Annotated in this window: 12 protein-coding genes and 1 rRNA gene; 9 read left to right on the top strand and 4 right to left on the bottom strand. The window is 66.5% G+C overall.

Features of this window, described 5'->3' with window-relative positions; genetic code table 11:
• A 5S ribosomal RNA gene (rrf, locus tag ASD05_RS04740) occupies nt 1-87 on the top strand; the annotation flags it as partial.
• Between the two features lie 186 nt (nt 88-273).
• On the opposite strand, the gene ASD05_RS04735 is transcribed toward rrf, so the two are convergent.
• From ASD05_RS04735 to ASD05_RS04730, 3 genes are all read right to left on the bottom strand, one after another.
• The gene (locus tag ASD05_RS04735) at nt 274-2145 is read right to left on the bottom strand and encodes a phosphoenolpyruvate carboxykinase (GTP) (protein ID WP_056588392.1); all 1872 of its coding nucleotides are present in this window, start codon (nt 2143-2145) and stop codon (nt 274-276) included.
• A gap of 152 nt (nt 2146-2297) precedes the next feature.
• Nucleotides 2298-2450, bottom strand: coding sequence for a hypothetical protein (locus ASD05_RS30395; protein ID WP_007831971.1), 153 nt, complete (start codon nt 2448-2450; stop codon nt 2298-2300).
• Between the two features lie 119 nt (nt 2451-2569).
• Nucleotides 2570-3769: a threonine ammonia-lyase gene (locus ASD05_RS04730; protein ID WP_200955385.1), complete on the bottom strand. Its 1200-nt coding sequence runs from the start codon at nt 3767-3769 to the stop codon at nt 2570-2572.
• Nucleotides 3770-3885: 116 nt separating this feature from the next.
• On the opposite strand from ASD05_RS04730, the gene ASD05_RS04725 reads away from it, so the two are divergent.
• The 3 genes from ASD05_RS04725 to ASD05_RS04715 all read left to right on the top strand — a co-directional run bounded on the left by ASD05_RS04725 (nt 3886) and on the right by ASD05_RS04715 (nt 9243).
• A complete protein-coding gene (locus tag ASD05_RS04725) occupies nt 3886-6210 on the top strand; it encodes an ATP-binding protein (RefSeq protein WP_056515799.1) in 2325 nt (774 codons plus the stop codon).
• A gap of 62 nt (nt 6211-6272) precedes the next feature.
• On the top strand, nt 6273-7895 hold the full coding sequence (locus tag ASD05_RS04720) for a S41 family peptidase (RefSeq protein WP_056588386.1): 1623 nt from the start codon (nt 6273-6275) through the stop codon (nt 7893-7895).
• A gap of 154 nt (nt 7896-8049) precedes the next feature.
• On the top strand, nt 8050-9243 hold the full coding sequence (locus ASD05_RS04715) for a nucleoside hydrolase (RefSeq protein ID WP_414930036.1): 1194 nt from the start codon (nt 8050-8052) through the stop codon (nt 9241-9243).
• 3 nt (nt 9244-9246) lie between these two features.
• Here the strand turns inward: ASD05_RS04715 and recQ are convergent, their stop codons facing one another.
• A complete protein-coding gene (gene recQ, locus ASD05_RS04710; RefSeq protein ID WP_157609941.1) occupies nt 9247-11139 on the bottom strand; it encodes a DNA helicase RecQ in 1893 nt (630 codons plus the stop codon).
• 288 nt (nt 11140-11427) lie between these two features.
• Between recQ and ASD05_RS04705 the strand changes: the two genes are divergently transcribed.
• The 5 genes from ASD05_RS04705 (at nt 11428) to hutH (ending at nt 16697) form a co-directional block, all read left to right on the top strand.
• Complete coding sequence (locus tag ASD05_RS04705; RefSeq protein ID WP_056515793.1) at nt 11428-12399, top strand: ABC transporter substrate-binding protein; 972 nt, start codon at nt 11428-11430, stop codon at nt 12397-12399.
• Nucleotides 12380-13258, top strand: a complete 879-nt coding sequence (locus ASD05_RS04700; protein WP_056588383.1) for an ABC transporter permease — start codon at nt 12380-12382, stop codon at nt 13256-13258. The genes ASD05_RS04705 and ASD05_RS04700 overlap by 20 nt, the downstream gene beginning before the upstream one ends.
• Nucleotides 13258-14037 carry an ABC transporter ATP-binding protein gene (locus ASD05_RS04695; RefSeq protein ID WP_056588378.1) on the top strand — a complete coding sequence of 260 codons (780 nt, stop codon included), beginning with the start codon at nt 13258-13260 and terminating at the stop codon, nt 14035-14037. Before ASD05_RS04700 ends, ASD05_RS04695 begins: the two co-directional genes overlap by 1 nt.
• A gap of 303 nt (nt 14038-14340) precedes the next feature.
• Entirely contained in the window at nt 14341-15078 is a 738-nt protein-coding gene (gene hutC, locus ASD05_RS04690; RefSeq protein WP_056588374.1) for a histidine utilization repressor, read from the top strand.
• A 59-nt stretch (nt 15079-15137) separates the two neighbouring features.
• Complete coding sequence (gene hutH / locus ASD05_RS04685; protein ID WP_056588371.1) at nt 15138-16697, top strand: histidine ammonia-lyase; 1560 nt, start codon at nt 15138-15140, stop codon at nt 16695-16697.
• The last annotated feature ends 7 nt before the right edge of the window (nt 16698-16704 follow it).

Raw genomic sequence — 16704 nt, 5'->3', positions numbered from 1 at the left:
ACTCCTTCCCATCCCGAACAGGACAGTGAAACGACTCAGCGCCGATGATAGTGCGGGTTCCCGTGTGAAAGTAGGTCATCGTCAGGCTCTTACAGCCCCGAAAACCCCAGTCAGCAATGACTGGGGTTTTTTGCTTTGGGAATTCGGAAGTGGAGGTGGAAGTGCAACGGAAATGGCGACACCGCTAACAACCCAACAACCAAACCGAACAGCCAATAAAAAAGCCCGATGGACAATCCACCGGGCTTTTTAGTTGGAGCAATCAGTGATTGATCAGGCTGCCAGGCGCTGCTCGATCGCAGCCTTGGTTTCCGGCAATTCCTTCGGCAGATGGTGCTCGAGCTGCTTGAACAACTCGGCGTGCAGCTTCAATTCAGCCTCCCACGCAGCCTTGTCTATGCTGGTCACGGTAGCGAACTGTTCGGCGCTGAAATTCAGGCCTGTCCAGTTCAGATCCTCGTAGCGCGGGCTCACGCCAGTGATGTGCTCCACACCATTGGTCTTGCTGCCTTCGACCCGATCGATCATCCACTTCAGCACGCGCATGTTCTCGCCATAGCCAGGCCAGACGAACTTGCCGTCCGCGCCCTTGCGGAACCAGTTGGTCGTGTAGATCTTCGGCAGCTTCGCGCCCGAGGCTTCCAGTTTCTTGCCGAGGTCGAGCCAGTGCTGGAAGTAATCGCTCATGTTGTAGCCCATGAACGGCAGCATGGCGAACGGGTCGCGGCGCACGATGCCTTGCTGGCCAGCCGCTGCTGCGGTCGTCTCCGAGCCCATGGTCGCGGCCATGTACACGCCTTCCACCCAGTTGCGGGCCTCGGTGACGAGCGGCACGGTGGTCGAGCGGCGGCCACCGAAGATGAAGGCATCGATCGTCACGCCCTTCGGATCGTCCCAGGCATCGTCGAGCGCCGGGTTGTTGGTGGCGGCCACGGTGAAGCGGGCGTTCGGGTGCGCGGCCTTGGCGCCGGTTTCCTTGGCGATCTGCGGCGTCCAGTCCTTGCCCTGCCAGTCGATCAGGTGGGCTGGCAGCGCCTTGCCCGGTGCATCCTGTTCCATGCCTTCCCACCACACATCGCCGTCGTCCGTGAGCGCGACGTTGGTGAAGATCACGCCGTCGTCCAGGCTGCGCATGCAGTTCGGATTCGTCAGCATGTTGGTGCCGGGGGCCACGCCGAAGTAGCCGGCCTCGGGGTTGATGGCACGCAGCGAGCCATCGGCCTGTGGCTTGATCCAGGCGATGTCGTCACCGATGGTCGTGACTTTCCAGCCTTCGAAGCCGGCGGGCGGCACCAGCATCGAGAAGTTCGTCTTGCCGCAGGCGCTCGGGAACGCCGCTGCCACGTGGTACTTCTTGCCTTCGGGATTCGTTACGCCCAGGATGAGCATGTGCTCGGCCAGCCAGCCTTCGTCGCGGCCCATGTTCGAGGCGATGCGCAGGGCGAAGCACTTCTTGCCCAGCAGCGCGTTGCCGCCGTAGCCCGAGCCATAACTCCAGATCTCGCGCGTCTCGGGATAGTGGACGATGTACTTGGTCTTGTTGCAGGGCCAGGACACGTCCTTCTGGCCGGCCTCGAGCGGCGCGCCCACGGTGTGCATGCAGGGCACGAATTCGCCATCGGCGCCCAGCACCTCGTACACGGCCTTGCCCATGCGGGTCATGATGCGCATGTTGACGGCCACATAGGGCGAGTCGGAAAGTTCGATGCCGATGTGGGCAATCGGCGAGCCCAGCGGGCCCATGCTGAACGGCACGACGTACATCGTGCGGCCCTTCATGCAGCCGTCGAACAGAGGCTGCAGCGTCGCGCGCATCTCGGCCGGGGCCATCCAGTTGTTGGTGGGACCGGCGTTTTCCTTCTCCTGGGAGCAGATGAAAGTGCGGTCTTCCACGCGCGCAACGTCGCTCGGGTCAGACACCGCGAGGAACGAGTTGGGGCGCTTGGCGGGGTTGAGCTTCTTGAAGGTGCCGGCGTCGACCAGTCGCTGGCAAAGGCGGTCGTATTCTTCCTTGCTCCCGTCGCACCAGTGAATGGCTTCGGGTTTGCACAGCGCGGCCATGTCGGCCACCCAGGCAATCAGTTTCGCGTTCTTGACGTATGAGGGCGTCTGAATGGTGAGGCCCTTCATCGTGGGTGCGTTCATCGGAAAATCTCCTAAGTTGAAAAATCGTCTTTCCGAACGGGGCGCCGTGCCGCTCAGGCACGGAGGTCCGTTTGAGAAAACGTTTCGCTTTGGGAGACTGCGTCAGCGCGGGCCGCACCGCCCGCGGACAAAGGCGCGAACGCCTGTCAGCGTCAGGCCATGTAGACCGCGATGGATGCCAGCAGCAGCATCAGCACGCCGCCGGCCAGCGGCAGCACCAGTGGCATCAGGTGAACGACCGACTCGACGGCGTCTTTTTCGACAGCGGCGCCCTGGCTCGGCTCGATGGGGGTTGGGTTGGACATCGGGAAGTACCTCGAATACGCAATTGACAAACTCCCGGCATTTTACCGACGGGCAGCCTGGGACCGGTCTAGGGGGTTGCGAGCCCCTGAATGGAACCGTCCGGGGTTGATCTTGCGGCTCAATGCTGCTCTTCGGCTTCGAAGCCTGCATCCTTCAGCGCGGCAAGCACGCTGGCGAGGTGAGCGCGTCCGCGGGTCTGCAGCACAAGCTCGATGTCGACGTTCTGCGCCGCCAGCATCGTGAAGGCGCGCTGGTGATGGACTTCATCGACGTTAGCGCCCGCTTCGGCCACAGTGGCTGTGATCTGGGCCAACGAGCCCGGAACGTCGCGCGCGCTGACGCGCACGCGAGCCAGCCGGCCGGCCCGCACCATGCCCCGTTCTATGATGGCCGCGAGCAGCAGCGGATCGATGTTGCCGCCCGAAAGAACCAGCCCCACGCGCTTGCCCCTGAAGCGCTCGGGGTGTCGGATCAGCGCCGCCAGGCCAGCCGCGCCCGCGCCCTCGACCAGGGTTTTCTCGATTTCGAGCAGCATCAGCACGCCCTGCTCGATGTCGCCCTCGTCCACCAGCAGCAGGTCGTCGACCTTGCTTGCGATGATCTCCCGCGTCAGGACGCCCGGCGTGCCGACCGCGATGCCCTCGGCAATGGTGCTCTTGCCCTGCGCGTGGTGCGTACCCTTCACGGCGTTGACCATGGCTGGAAAGCGCGTGGTCTGCACCCCGACGATCTCGATGTCCGGCTTGCGTTCGCGTGCCGCAACCGCCATGCCGGCGATCAGCCCGCCGCCGCCGACCGCAACCACCAGCGTGTCGAGGTCGGGCACCACGTCGAGCATTTCGAGCGCCACCGTCCCCTGACCCGCGATGATCGCCTCGTCGTCGTAGGGATGCACGAAGGTCAGCCCCTCGCGCTGAGCCAACTCCAGTGCGTGGGCGCGGGCCGCATCCAGCGTGTCGCCGTGCAGCACCACCTCGGCACCAAAACCGCGCGTGCGTTCGATCTTCACGCCGGGCGTGAAGCGCGGCATCACGATCAATGCGCGCAACCCCAGCCGCTGCGCGTGATAGGCCACACCCTGCGCATGGTTGCCGGCAGACATGGCGATCACTCCGCGTATACCGTTCTCCGAGAGATCGACCAGCTTGTTGCACGCCCCCCGCTCCTTGAAGGAGGATGTGAACTGCAGGTTCTCGAATTTCAGGAACACCTGTGCGCCGACGATCTCGGAGAGCGTGCGCGACTCGACGCAGGGTGTGTTGAGCACCTGACCTTGGAGACGCGCCGCGGCGCGCAGGATTTCATCGATTCCGACCATGGCGCGCATTGTGGCTGGAATCGCACCCATGAGGGTTTTTACCGTTCGCCGGTCTTCCCGAAGCCAAAAGTCTGCGTTATGGTCGCTCCGAGATTGTCCTCGTTGGAGGTTGCCTGATGGTCAAGCGTGCGGGTGTCGATGTCGTGGCTGCTGCGGTACGCGGGCAGGCACTGCCGTCGCCCGGCCTCAAGGAGGCGCCGGTGCTCGAGCTGATGTGCTCGCACTTCGTGCTCACGCTCGCGGCCAAGCAGGGGCCGCGTTTCAATGTGCGGCGCGACATCAATGGCCTGCTCTCGCTCACGGGGCGGCACCTGGTGTGGCCGGCGGCTGTGCTGCAGCGGCTGCGCGAATTCCTCGGGCGCCGCTGCGCAGGCAACGAGGCCTGGAAGGGCGTCGAGGACTTCGACGGCCGCACGCTGCTGGAGCGCCACGGCGTATGGCGCGGCCCGTATGAAGAGGGCACGCTCTTCTTCTATCTCGACGAATACGCGAAAGACCAGCCGAAGGACCTGCTCTCGGTGCTGGCCGTCACGCGCGATTGGCTCACGCATGCGTTGCGCAAGCAATCGACGCTGGTCGAGAAGAACATCGATGCGCTCGCGGGCCTGCTGCAGCTCAACAAGGCCGAGCGCGCGCTGCTGCTCTACGGCACGCTCGCGCGCTACCAGCGCGACCTGCGCTCGCTGCTGGTCGAGTTCAAGGTCAACAACGCCCCCGAGGCCTATGCGGCCATTGCCGACATTGCGGGCGTGAACGCGAGCGAGGTGGGCGAGGCGCTGCGCGCGGGCTCGCGGCTCGAGCGCATCGGGCTGGTCGAGAACCTCATCTCCGAGCACAACATCACCGACCTCGCCGACCTCATGAAGGTCAGCGAGAAGCTGCCGCCGGTGCTCATGCGCGAGTACCGCGACCACAACGAGCTGATGGCCGTGTTCACGCGGCCTTCGGCCAAGAGCGCGCTCACGCCGCACGACTTCTCGTTCGTGCAGGAAGACGCACAGATGCTCGTCACGCTGCTGCGCGCCGCGGTCGCGCGCAAGGAGCCCGGCGTCAACGTGCTGCTCTACGGGCCGCCCGGCACCGGCAAGACCGAACTCGCAAAGGTCGTCGCCCAGGCTGCAGGACTCGAACTCTTCGAAGTCGAGTACGCCGACCGCGACGGCAATTCTTTGAGCGGCCGCGACCGCTACCGCTCGCTGCAGATCGCCCAGGTATTCCTCAAGGGCAGCGCGCAGGCCGCGCTGCTGTTCGACGAGGTCGAGGACGTCTTCCCGCCCATCAGCACCGAGGCCGCGCAGTTCATGGCGCGCGCCGAGCAGATCCCGGCGCCCACCAGCGGCAGTGTGAGCGGCAAAGCCTGGGTCAACCAGATCCTCGAAGCCAACCCCGTGCCCACGCTGTGGGTCACCAACCGCATCGAGCAGATCGACCCGGCCTTCCGCCGCCGCTTCGCCTACCACCTGGAGCTGAAGTCGCCGCCGCCCGGCGCGCGTGAGCAGCTCGTGAAGAAGACGCTCGAAGGCGTGGTCGTGTCCGAGGCCTTCACCGCCAAGCTGGCCGAGCGAAAAGGCCTCACGCCCGCGCAGATCCGCACGGCAGTGCGCTTTGCGGGTCTCGCGCGAACCGACGACGCCTCGGTGGAAGCGCTCATCGAACGCCAGCTGCGCAACGCCGACCTCGCCTTGGGCACGCTCGATGCCGGACGCGGCGAGCGCCGCAGCGTGACCACCTACGACCTCGACATGCTCCATGTCGAGACCCGCTTCGAGATCCCGCGCATCGTCGAGGCACTGAAGGCGCGCGGCCACGGCACGCTGTGCTTCTACGGCGCGCCCGGCACCGGCAAGACCGCGCTGGCCGAGCACATCGCCAAGGCCGTGGGCCGCCCGCTCATCGTCAAGCAGGCCAGCGACCTCATGAGCAAGTACGTCGGCGAAACCGAGCAGAACATGGCCGCCATGTTCCGCGAGGCCGAGAACGAAAAGGCCGTGCTGCTGCTCGACGAGGCCGACAGCTTCCTGCAGGACCGGCGCGGCGCGCAGCGCACCTACGAGGTCACCGAGGTCAACGAGATGCTGCAGGGCATGGAGCGCTTCAACGGCGTATTCATCTGCACCACCAACCTGCTCGACCGGCTCGACCAGGCCGCGCTGCGGCGCTTCACCTTCAAGATCAAGTTCATGCCGCTCACCGCCGCGCAGCGCGAGCGCATGTTCGTGACCGAGGCGCTTGCGGGCGACGCCGCGCTCATGACAGCTGCCATGCGTTCGCGGCTGGCTCCGCTGACACAGCTGTGTCCGGGCGATTTCGCGGCGGTGAAACGACAGACCGACATACTGGCGGCGGAGTTCTCCGCGACCGAATTCCTTGACCAGCTCGAAGCTGAGCACCGTATCAAGCCCGAAGTGCGCGAATCGCGCGGCATGGGTTTCGTGCAATAGCGGGAACAGAAGAAAACCGGGCGCGCGAAACATCCGCGCGTTAGTGCCACGAGGAGGAAGGTATGGACTTTCGCAAGGTCGACGCGCGGCTGCTGCCGCGCCTGGGTGCATCGGTTGCGGGCGCCGCGCTCGCGGGGGCCTGCCTGCTGGCGGGTTGCGGAGGTGGCGGCGGCGGAGGCGGTGGCGCAGTCCTGCCGATCGGCCTGCTGCCCGTGACCACGACACCGCCCGCCAGCGGTGGCGGTGGCGGCGATGGCGGCATCGTCGCCTCGGCCACGGTTGCCGGCCTGTGCGCGGCGCCGCGCGCGGGCGTCAACCCCGACACGGGTGCTGCCTATCCCGACCGCGCCGGCTCGCTCGACAACGAGAAGAGCTGGGTGCGCGGCTGGATCGACGAAACCTACCTCTGGTACACCGAGGTGCCGACCACGCTCAGGGCCGCCGACTACACCACCCCTGTCGCCTGGTTCAACGTGCTCAAGACGCCGCTCACCACGGCTTCGGGCCGCGCCAAGGACCGCTTCCACTTCACCTACGACACCGAGGTGTACCGACAGCTGTCGCAGGGCGGCGTGTCGGCCGGCTACGGCATGGAGACGGCGGCGATACGCAGCTCGCCGCCGCGCGACATCCGCATCGCCTTCGTCGAGCCGAACTCGCCCGCTACCAATGCGAGCCTGCAGCGCGGCGCGAAGATCCTCACCATCGACGGTATCAACGTCGTCAGCAGCACCGGCACCGCCAACGTCAATGCGATCAACGCCGCCCTCTCGCCCAAGGCCGTCGGCGAATCGCACACCTTCACCTTCGAAGTGAACGGCGTCGCGCAGTCTCCCGTGCAGTTGACGGCCGCGAAGGTCACCAGCACGCCGGTGCAGAACGTCCAGGTCATCGACACCGGCAGCGGCCGCGTGGGCTACCTGCTGTTCAACGACCACATTACGACCTCCGAGGCGCAGCTCATTGCCGCGGTGAACACCTTCAAGCAGGGCGCGGGCATCCAGGATCTCGTGCTCGATATGCGCTACAACGGCGGCGGCCAGCTGCTCATCGCCAGCCGGCTGGCCTACATGATCTCGTCGCCGGCGGTGACCGCGGGCAAGACCTTCGAGCAACTCACCTTCAACGACAAGAACCCGTTCCACCTGACGGCGGCGCAGACCCTGACGCCCTTCACCGGCACCAGCCGCAGCGGCCAGGCCCTGCCCACGCTGGGCCTCTCGCGCGTCACGGTGCTCACCGGCCCCGACACCTGCTCGGCCAGCGAATCGGTCATCAACAGCCTGCGCGGCGTGGGGGTCACCGTCAACCTCGTCGGCGGCACCACCTGCGGCAAGCCCTACGGCTTCTACCCGCAGGACAACTGCGGCACCACCTACTTCGCGATCCAGTTCAAGGGCGTGAACCAGCAGGGCAGCGGCGACTACGGCGATGGCTTCGCGCCCACCGCCGGTTGCACCGTGGCCGACGACTTCACCCACCAGCTCGGGGACCAGAGCGAGGCGCGGCTGTCCGCGGCGCTCACGCTGCGCAGCACCGGCGCCTGCCCGGCCGGGTCGTCCAAGGCCTCGGCGTCGGGCCTGGACAAGAGCCAGCCCGCGCCCGATGTGGAGCCGCCCTACATGCCTGGCCGCTCGCCGCTGCGCGAGAACCGGCTGGTCGATCCCGCACCCGATCCGGCCTGATCCGACCGGCCCGCGCAAACCCCTAGGCGACGGCGCTTGCCATGGCCGCGGCTTGCGCCGTAGAGTTGGCAAACGTTTGCGCAAAGCTTTGCGCAAACGTTTGTATTTCAGTGCCTTCGACTGAAAACCAACCTCTTAGTCTCAGGAGCGGAAGATGCAGATGCGCAAATGGATCGGGGCGATGTTCATCGCCGTCATCACGGTGTTGGCGGGCTGCGGCGGCGGCGGTGGTGACGGAGGCGGCGGCATCGGCCTGGGCTCGGGCTTCGGCGGCGGATCGGGCGGCTCCACGGCGCAGAAGATCATCATCGACAGCGACTACAACACCATGAGCGACGACGGCCAGCTCGGCGTCATGGCAGTCCAATTGCAGGCCAGCGGCAAGGTGCAGGTCATGGGCATCAGCGTGGTCTCGGGCAACCAATGGCTCAAGCAGGGCGTGGCCGACGCGCTGATGTCGATGGAGCGGCTCGGCGTGGGCAACCGCATCGGCGTCTACGTGGGCGCGAACTACGCGCTCAACCACAGCTTCGCCGACGTGCAAGCCGAGATGGCCGCGGGTGCTGGCGGCGACGGTTATCTCGGCGCCTGGGGCGGCCCCGAGCCCAAGACCGATGCCGATCTTAAGCCCTCGCCCGACGGCTTTGCGCAGCACACAGTCGTGCAGCGCAAGAGCGCGGTCGACTTCATCGTCGACACCGTGAAGGCCAATCCAGGCGAGATCACCATCCTTGCCATCGGCCCGCTCACCAACATCGCACTCGCGGCGAAGCGAAACCCAGAGATCGTCCCGCTCATCAAGAAGATCATCTACATGGGCGGCGCCATCGACGTGGCGGGCAACACCACCAAGGCCGCCGAATTCAACTGGTGGTTCGACCCCGACGCCGCGCAGTTCGTGGTGCGGCTGCCGATCCCGCAGGTGGTGGTGCCGCTGGACGTGACCGACACCGTGTTCCTCACCAAGACCATCTACGACCGCATCGCGCACCCGGCCAAGCCCACGGCTGTGACCGACGTGTTCCAGAAGCTCAACGGCTACGGCTTCGACGGCAAGAACGGTTTCGAGAACAACCCGAACTACACCCAGAACATCTGGGACACCCTCACGCTGGCCTACCTGATCGACCCGGGCTACGCCACGCAGACGGTGGACCGCTACGTCGACGTGATCGCCAAGCCTGGCGCGGCAGACAACGGCCGCTCCATCGGCTATGCCTCGCAGCCTGCGGGCCCCACGCTGCAGAAGATGACGGTGGTGAAGAAGTTCGACAACGCGCGCTTCTTCGAGCTGTACGTCGACCTGCTCACGCGGCCGGTGCCGGTCGTGCTGCCTGCGACGAACTGAAGGCTAGAAGGCCTCGCACACCCGCAGCACTTCGCTGCCATAGGCCTCGAGCTTCTTGGTGCCGATGCCGCTGATGCCCTGCAGGTCTTCGAGCGTCGCCGGTGCCCGCTCGGCGATGGCCGCCAGCGTGGCGTCGTGGAAGATCACGTAGGCCGGCAGGTTGTGTTCCTTCGCCACCTCGGCGCGCCAGGCCTTGAGCGCCTCGAAGCGCTTCTTGCCGGTGTCGTCGAGCTTGGCGGCGGCCGGCGAGGGCGCGCCCTTGACGGTCTTCTCGCGCCGGGTCTTGCGCTCCGCCGGTGACGACACCGACTCGCGCAGCGTCACGCTCGCCTCGCCCTTGAGCACCGCGCGCGAGCCCTCGGTGAGCTTCAGCGTGTTGAACGCCTCCGCGTCGACCGCGAGCGCGCCCGTGGCGATCAGCTGGCGCAGCACGCCGCGCAGCGCCACCTCGCTGAACTCCGCGCCGATGCCGAAGGTGCTGATGCGCTCGTGGCCGAACTGCTTGACCTTCTCGGTCGGCTTGCCGCGCAGGATGTCCATGATGTGCCCTGCGCCGAAGCTGATGCCGCTGAGCTGCTGCACGCGGTAGATGGTGCTGAGCAGCTTGCGTGCGGCATCGGTGCCGTCCCACACCTGCGGCGGGTTCAGGCAGTTGTCGCAGTTGCCGCAGGGCGTGCTCTTCTCGCCGAAATAGCCCAGCAGTCGCACGCGCCGGCAGTCGCTCGCCTCGGCCAGCGAGAGCAGCGCGTCGAGCTTGCCGCGCATCACCTGCTTGAACTCCTCGCCGGCGGGGCTCTCGTCGATCATGCGGCGCTGGTTCACCACGTCCTGCAGGCCGTAGGTCATCCAGGCGTCGGCGGGGCCGCCGTCGCGGCCCGCGCGGCCGGTTTCCTGGTAGTAGCCCTCGATGTTCTTGGGCATGTCCAGGTGGCCGACGAAGCGCACGTCGGGCTTGTCGATGCCCATGCCGAAGGCGATGGTCGCGACCATCACGATGCCTTCCTCGCGCAGGAAGCGGTCCTGGTGCTTCTGGCGCACCGCGGCATCGAGCCCGGCGTGATAGGGCAGCGCGTTGATGCCGGCGTCGCGCAGCATCACCGCCACGTCTTCCACCCGCTTGCGCGACTGGCAATAGACCACGCCCGCATCGCCTTCATGCTCGCGCTCGATGAATCGCAGCAGCTGCGTGGTCGCGTCCTTCTTCTCGACGATGGTGTAGCGGATGTTCGGCCGGTCGAAGCTGGAGACGAACTGGCGCGCCTCCTCGAGTTGCAGCCGCTCGACGATGTCGGCGCGCGTCAGGTTGTCGGCCGTGGCCGTGAGCGCGATGCGCGGCACGCCCGCATAGCGCTCGTGCAGCACGGTGAGCGCACGGTACTCGGGGCGGAAGTCGTGGCCCCACTGGCTCACGCAATGCGCCTCGTCGATGGCGAAGAGCGAGAGCTTGCCGCGCTCCTTCAGCGAATCGAGCTGCGACAGGAAGCGCGGCGTGTTCACGCGCTCGGGCGCCGCGTACAGCAGCGTGATCTCGCCGCGCAGCATGCGGCGCTCCACGTCCTGCGTCTCTTCCCAGTCGAGCGTGGAATTGAGAAAGGCCGCGCTCACCCCCGCCTCGTGCAGCGCGCCCACCTGGTCGTGCATCAGCGCGATCAGCGGCGACACCACCACCGCCACGCCGTGCCCCGCGCGCTGCCGCGCGATGGCAGGGATCTGATAGCACAGCGACTTGCCGCCGCCCGTGGGCATCAGCACCAGCGCGTCGCCGCCGCCGACAACGTGGTCGACGATGTCCTGCTGGGCCCCGCGGAATTGCGCGTAGCCGAAGACTTCGTGAAGGATGTCGGCGGGTGCGCTGCTGCCGGAGGCGTCGATGGGGCGGGGAGCGAGAGAGGACACAGGCAGCGGAGGGGAGGTCGGAAGGGGGCGAAAGGAGGGGCCGCCGATTGTCCCCCAGCCGCGCAGATATGACTGTGGCACAAGGATTGCAATGGTGGCCCCCGTCCTTCGACCTTTCTTGTCTAGACAGCAAACCGGTGCATTTCCCAAGGAATTGCACCAAAAATGACCTTTCGGGTTATCCTGTATATACAAGTTGGGGCGCTTGGCAACAATGCGAGGCGTGCGCAGCCCGGCCACCGAGGCGCGCCGCCGAGCCATCTCTCAAGAACGGAACCAGGAGTACCCATGGTCAAGACGACGGTAGTTGTGAAAGTCGCTTCGCTGCTGGCAGCAGGTGCATGTGCAGCGGGCATGGCCGGAACGGCCGCCGCCCAGGAAACCAAGATCGCGCTCGGCATGTCCGGCTGGACCGGCTTCGCGCCGCTCTCGCTGGCCGACAAGGCGGGCATCTTCAAGAAGAACGGGCTCGACGTCGAACTCAAGATGATTCCGCAGAAGGACCGCCACCTGGCGCTCGCTTCCGGCGCCATCCAGTGCGCGGCCACCACGGTCGAGACGCACGTGGCCTGGAACGCCAACGGCGTGCCCATCGTGCAGATCTTCCAGATGGACAAGTCCTACGGCGCCGACGGCATCGCGGTGCGCAACGACGTGAAGAGCTTCGCCGACCTCAAGGGCAAGACCATCGGCGTGAGCGCCCCCGGCACCGCGCCGTACTTCGGCCTGGCCTGGATGCTCAGCAAGAACGGCATGACCCTGAAGGACGTGAAGGTGGTCTCGCTCGAGCCGCAGCCCGCCGCCCAGGCCTTCGTGGCCGGCCAGAACGACGCCGCCATGACCTACGAGCCGTATCTCTCGACCGTGCGCGCCAACCCCGCCGCCGGCAAGATCCTGGCCACCACGCTCGACTACCCGATGGTGATGGACACCGTCGGCTGCGCGCCCACCTGGCTCAAGGCCAATCCCAAGGCCGCCGCCGCGCTCACCAAGTCGTACTTCGACGCGCTCGACATGATCAAGGCCGAGCCCGAAAAAGCCAACGAACTCATGGGCTCGGCCGTCAAGCAGAGCGGCGAGCAGTTCGCCAAGTCGTCCGCCTACCTGCGCTGGCAGGACAAGGCGGCCAACCAGAAGTTCTTCTCGAGCGAACTCACGACCTTCATGAAGGAAGCCGCGGCCATCCTGCTGGAAGCCGGCGTGATCCGCAAGGCGCCTGAAGACTACGCAGTGACCTTCGATGCAAGCTACGTCAAGTAAGGCGCTGCCGCAGGTGCCGCCGCGCGCGGCACCGGCCTCCACCGCCGTCTCCTCTCTGCCCGTGGCGCCTGTGCGGCGCCGCGCGTTCGCGCCGCTCGAACCCGTCGGTGCACGTGCCCGCGTGCTGCTCGGGCTCGGCTTCTTCGTCGTGTTCGTGCTGGTGTGGTCGCTGGCCACGCTCGGCGGCTTCGTGTCGCCGACCTTCCTCGCCAGTCCGCCGACCATGGTCAAGGAAGGCTGGTTGCTCTTCACCGAGTACGGCTTCATCGGCGACATCGGCATGACCGTGTGGCGCGTGTTCGGCGGCTTCCTGCTGGCAGCCGTGTTCGCGGTACCCCTGGGCATCGCGATGGGCACCTGGAAGACGGTCGAGGCCTTCTTCGAGCCCTTCGTGTCCTTCTGCCGCTACCTGCCGGCCTCGGCCTTCATTCCGCTGCTCATCCTGTGGGCGGGCCTGGGCGAAATGCAGAAGCTGCTGGTGATCTTCATCGGCTCCTTCTTCCAGGTCGTGCTCATGGTGGCCGTCACCGTAGGCGGCGCGCGGCGCGACCTCGTCGAGGCCGCCTACACGCTGGGCGCGAACAGCCGCGGCATCGTGGCGCGCGTGCTCATTCCGGGCGCCGCACCAGGCATCGCTGAGACGCTGCGCCTCGTGCTCGGCTGGGCGTGGACCTACGTGATCGTGGCGGAGCTGATCGGCTCCTCGTCGGGCATCGGCCACATGATCACCGACAGCCAGGCGCTCTTGAACACAGGGCAGATCATCTTCGGGATCATCGTGATCGGCGTCATCGGCCTCTTGTCCGACTTCGCTTTCAAGGCGCTCAACCGCCGTCTGTTTGCCTGGGCTGCATTGTGATGAACCAACTTTCCATCCAGGGCGTCTCGCGCGTCTTCACCGGCACCAAGGGCCAGCGCACGCAGGCGCTGCAGCCGATCGACTTCGAGGTGAAGGAGAACGACTTCGTCACCATCCTCGGCCCCTCGGGCTGCGGCAAGTCGACGCTGCTGCGCATCGTGGCGGGGCTCGACTTCCCGACCACCGGCCAGGTGATGCTCGACGGCGAGCGCATCGAAGGCCCGGGCGCCGACCGCGGCGTGGTGTTCCAGAGCTACACGCTCTTTCCGTGGCTCACGGTGGCGCAGAACATCCGCTTCGGCCTGCGCGAGCGCGGCATGAGAGAGGCCGACCAGAAGGAGCGCAGCGAGTTCTTCATCGCCAAGGTCGGGCTGCGCGGCTTCGAGAACCATTTTCCGAAGCAGCTCTCCGGCGGCATGCAGCAACGCACCGCCATTGCACGCGCGCTGGCCAACGACCCCAAGATGCTGCTGCTCGACGAGCCCTTCGGTGCGCTCGACAACCAGACCCGCGTGCTGATGCAGGAGCTGCTGCTCGGCATCTGGGAGTCGGCGCGCAAGACGGTGCTGTTCGTCACGCACGACATCGACGAAGCGATCTTCATGGCCAACCGCGTGGCGGTGTTCAGCGCGCGGCCGGGGCGTATCAAGACCGAGATCGCGGTCGATTTTCCGCATCCGCGCAGCTACACCATCAAGACCTCGCCGGAGTTCATGGACATCAAGGCGCGGCTGACGGAAGAGATTCGTGCGGAGTCGATGGCGGCTGCGGAGCATTGAGGATGGCGCCTTGCCTTCATTCCGTTGTGCTTGGCGTGTGCCGTTGTTCGGGGCGCGCCCACGCCGACGCGGTGACCTTTTTCGCGAATGTCCCCCGCCCTTCGGGCTCCTCCTTTATTTCGCGAAAAAGGCCCCCGCATCGACGTGATCGCTCAGAGCTCTGGTTGATCGAGCGGAACAACGGCCGCGCTCGTTGTGCACAGGGCATCGGGTGCTCCCCGCAGCGAAATAAAGGAGGAGCCGAAGGCGGGGGACATTCGCGGAGGGGAGTACCCGGTGGCCTGTGCACGCACCCCAGCAAGCATGAAACGCGACCTCCCCACCCTCGCGCTCTACGCGCAAGTCAAGGATCACATCTCCCGCAAGATCCAGGACGGCACGTGGCCGCCCGGCCACCGCCTGCCCTCGGAGCATGAGCTGGTCGCGCAGTTCGGCATGGCGCGCATGACGGTGAACCGCGCGCTGCGCGAGCTGGTGGAGCAGGGCCGCATCGTGCGCGTGGCCGGCGTCGGCAGCTTCGTCGCCGAGAACAAGCCGCAGTCCACGCTGCTGCAGATCGCCAACATCGCCAGCGAAATCCGCCAGCGCGGACACGACTACCGCTGCGAAATGATCGCGGTCGAGCGCATCGCCGCCTCGCCCGACGTGGCCGCGTGGCTCGACATGCGCGCCGGCACCTCGGTGTTCCACAGCGTGTGCCTGCACCTCGAGAACGGCACGCCCGTGCAGCTCGAAGAGCGCTACGTCAATCCGCAGGTCGTGCCCGACTACCTCGAGCAGGACTTCAGCGTCATGCCGCCCAGCGAGTACCTGGTGCGCAACGTGCCCTTCGACCAGATCGAACACGTGGTCGATGCCGTGCTGCCCAACCAGGAACAGGCCGACAGGCTCGCCATGGAACCCACAGCCCCCTGCCTCCTGCTCACGCGCCGCACCTGGTCACGCAACACACCCGTGACCTGGGTGCGCTGCCTGCACCCGGCCTCGCGCTACAGCCTGGGCAGCCGTTTCAAGGCAGACGGCAACCCTAGCTTCGGTTGATTTTTTCGTCCTCAGAGGCCTCAGTTTTCACTCGCAACTACTTGTATAGACAGGTTCACATGACAAGCAAACACACCGCTACTCCAGATGCCACCCTGACCCTCACGCCCGGCCAGGTCGATCTGGCGATGCTGCGACGCATCCAGGCCGGCGGCGTGCAGCTGTCGCTCGACCCGTCGGTGCGCGACGGCATGCTTCGCGCCGAAGCCGCCGTGCGCCACATCGTCGAGAACGACCAGGTCGTCTACGGCATCAACACCGGCTTCGGCAAGCTCGCGAGCACGCGCATCGGCAACGACCACCTGGCGGAACTGCAGCGCAACCTCGTGCTGTCGCACAGCGTGGGCACGGGCGAGCCATTGGCCGCGCCGGTGGTGCGCATGGTGCTCGCGACCAAGGCCGTGAGCCTGGCGCGTGGCCATTCGGGCGTGCGCCCGGCGCTGGCCGATGCGCTGCTGGCGCTGTTCAATGGGGGCGTGATGCCGCGCATTCCGTGCAAGGGCTCGGTCGGCGCGTCAGGCGACCTCGCGCCGCTCGCGCACCTGGCCTGCGTGCTGATCGGCGAAGGCGAGGCCACGCTGGCCGACGGCACCGTGGTCAGCGGTGCACAGGCGATGAAGAGCATCGGCCTCGCGCCCTTCGTGCTCGGCCCCAAGGAAGGCCTGGCGCTGCTCAACGGCACGCAGGTGTCGACCGCGCTCGCGCTGTTCGGCCTGTTCGGTGCGGAAGACGTGTTCGCCTCTTCGCTGATGTCGGGCGCGCTGTCGCTCGAGGCCATCCAGGGTTCGATCAAGCCCTTCGACGCACGCATTCACGCCGCGCGCGGCCAACCGGGCCAGATCGCCGTCGCGGGCGCGGTGCGCACCTTGCTCGAAGGCAGCGAGATCGTGCCTTCGCACGCCGACTGCGGCCGCGTGCAAGACCCGTACTCGGTACGCTGCATCCCGCAGGTGATGGGCGCCTGCCTTGACAACCTCGCACACGCCGCGCGTGTGCTGGTGATCGAAGCCAATGCCGCGTCGGACAACCCGCTCGTGTTCTGCGACACCGGCGAAGTCATCTCGGGCGGCAACTTCCACGCCGAGCCCGTCGCCTTCGCGGCCGACATCATTGCGCTGGCCATCAGCGAAGTCGGCGCCATCGCCGAGCGCCGCATCGCACTGCTGCTCGACACCGGCCTGTCGGGCCTGCCGCCGTTCCTGGTGCGCGACGGTGGCCTCAATTCCGGTTTCATGATCGCGCAGGTCACGGCTGCAGCATTGGCCTCGGAGAACAAATCGCTCGCGCACCCCGCCAGCGTCGACAGCCTGCCGACCTCGGCCAACCAGGAAGACCACGTGTCGATGGCCACCTTCGCGGGCCGCCGCCTGGGCGACATGGTCAACAACACCGCGGTGGTCGTCGGCATCGAGGCCATGGCCGCCGCGCAAGGCATCGAGCTCAAGCGCAAGCTCAAGAGTTCGCCGCTGGTGGAGGCCGAATTCGCCGCCATCCGCCAGAAGGTCGCGTTCCTCGAAACCGACCGCTACCTCGCCCCCGACATCGAAGCCATGCGCCAGTGGGCGCTGAAGGCCGAGCTGCCGGCCGCGCTGCTCGACATCCTGCCCAGTCACTCGTAAAACACCA

The organism is Variovorax sp. Root434 (assembly GCF_001426595.1).
GTDB lineage: Bacteria > Pseudomonadota > Gammaproteobacteria > Burkholderiales > Burkholderiaceae_C > Variovorax.
The sequence above is the reverse complement of the archived record's forward strand: the minus strand, read 5'-3'. Positions and strand labels throughout refer to the sequence as shown.